Source organism: Planctomycetota bacterium, from assembly GCA_026387035.1.
GTDB lineage: Bacteria > Planctomycetota > Phycisphaerae > FEN-1346 > FEN-1346 > JAPLMM01.
Genome location: JAPLMM010000097.1, coordinates 1 through 1709 on the forward strand (window position 1 = coordinate 1; position 1709 = coordinate 1709).

The 1709-nt window shown below is 70.6% G+C and carries 1 protein-coding gene and 1 pseudogene; both read left to right on the forward strand.

The features are described from left to right. Window positions 1-893: UDP-3-O-(3-hydroxymyristoyl)glucosamine N-acyltransferase (gene lpxD / locus NTX40_03525; protein ID MCX5648156.1), on the forward strand; the 893-nt coding region annotated here is incomplete at its 5' end. A gap of 35 nt (window positions 894-928) precedes the next feature. Next, a pseudogene (locus NTX40_03530) lies at window positions 929-1709 on the forward strand (UDP-3-O-acyl-N-acetylglucosamine deacetylase).

The following is a 1709-nucleotide window of genomic DNA, read 5'->3' on the forward strand; positions in this document are numbered from 1 at the left end:
CGGGGGCCTCCAAGGCCGCCTGCCTGGTGGTCCCCGAGGATTGGAAAGAGAAGGCCGACGGGCCGGCCCTCCTGCGTGTGGCAGACCCGAACCGGGCGATGGCCCGGATTGCGGAGGCCCTGCTCGAGCCGCTGCCGGCGCCTCAGCCGGGCATTCATCCCGCTGCGGCGGTGGCTAAGTCGGCCGTCCTGGGCGCCGGCGTCCACGTCGGTCCCTGTGCCGTCGTGGGCGAGAGGGTCCGTATCGGCGACCGGACGCGCATCCGGGCGGGGGCCGTCGTGGCCGACGAAGCGGTCGTGGGGGCGGACGGCGACATCCACTCCGGCGTGGTCATCCGCGAGCGCGTCCGCCTGGGCGACCGCGTGATTGTCCACGCGGGGTCGGTCATCGGGAGCGACGGGTTCGGTTACCTGGCCGGCAAGGCGGGGCCGGAGAAGATTCCCCAGTTGGGGACGGTCCAGGTCGCCGACGACGTGGAAATCGGCGCCTGCGTGACGGTGGACCGGGCGCGGTTCGGGGCGACGCGGATCGGCCGGGCGGTGAAGATCGACAACCTCGTGCAGATCGGGCATAATGTGCAGGTCGGCGAGGGAACGATCATCGTGAGTCAGGTGGCCGTCGCCGGCAGCGCCCGCATCGGCCGCGGCTGCGTGATTGCGGGACAGGCGGCGATTGACGGGCACCTCGTCATCGGCGACGGGGCGCGGATTGCCGCCAAGGCCGGCGTCACCAAAGACGTGCCGGCGGGCGCGGACGTGAGCGGCTACCCGGCGGGCCCGCACCGTGAGGAACTTCGGCGCGAGGCGGCGCTTCGGCGGATGGAGGAAGTCCTGGAACGTCTGAAGGCGATCGAAGAGCGGCTGGCGGACCTGGAGTCGAGGATGGGCGCGTGAGCCGACGCCAACGAACCATCGCACGCGAGGCCGAGATGGAAGGCCGGGGCCTCTTCACCGGCCAGACGGTCCACGTCCGCCTGAAGCCGGCCCCCGCCGACGCGGGGCTCGTCTTCACGCGGGTGGACCTCTCGCCGGAAGTCCAGATTTCGGCCACGATCCAATCGGTCGCGAAACGGTTTCAGCGGACGACGCTGGCGAACGGCGACGTGTCGGTCGAGACGGCCGAGCATCTCCTGGCGGCGCTCGAAGGGCTCGAGATCGACAACCTGGCCGTGGAACTCAACGGGCCTGAACTGCCGGCGGGCGACGGGTCGGCGGCGGATTACGTGCGGCTATTGCGGCAGGCGGGAATCGTCGAGCAGCCGGCCGATCGGCCGGTGCTCAAGATCGTCGAGCCGGTCACGGTGCAGGACGGCGGCGCCGTCATTGCCGCGCTCCCCGGCGACGAGGATGCGCTGGTGATCACGTACCATCTCGATTACGGCCCGCAGAGCGTCATCCCGCCGCAGATGTGCCACCTGAGGCTGACGCCGGACACGTTCGGTTTCCCGACGAGCCGGCGCGGCACAAGATGCTGGACCTGGTGGGCGACCTTTTCCTGTTGAACCGGGATGTGCGCGGGCGGATCGTGGCCGTCAAGAGCGGTCACTCGCTGAACCACCGGCTGATTCGCCGCCTCCAGGACCAGGGCGCCGGCCGGGCCGCCGGAACGCGGGCCGAGACGCGCCCCGCCATGGACATCAGCCAGATCATGGAGGTCCTGCCGCACCGCTACCCCTTCCTCCTCGTGGACCGCGTTGTGGAGTTCGAGGA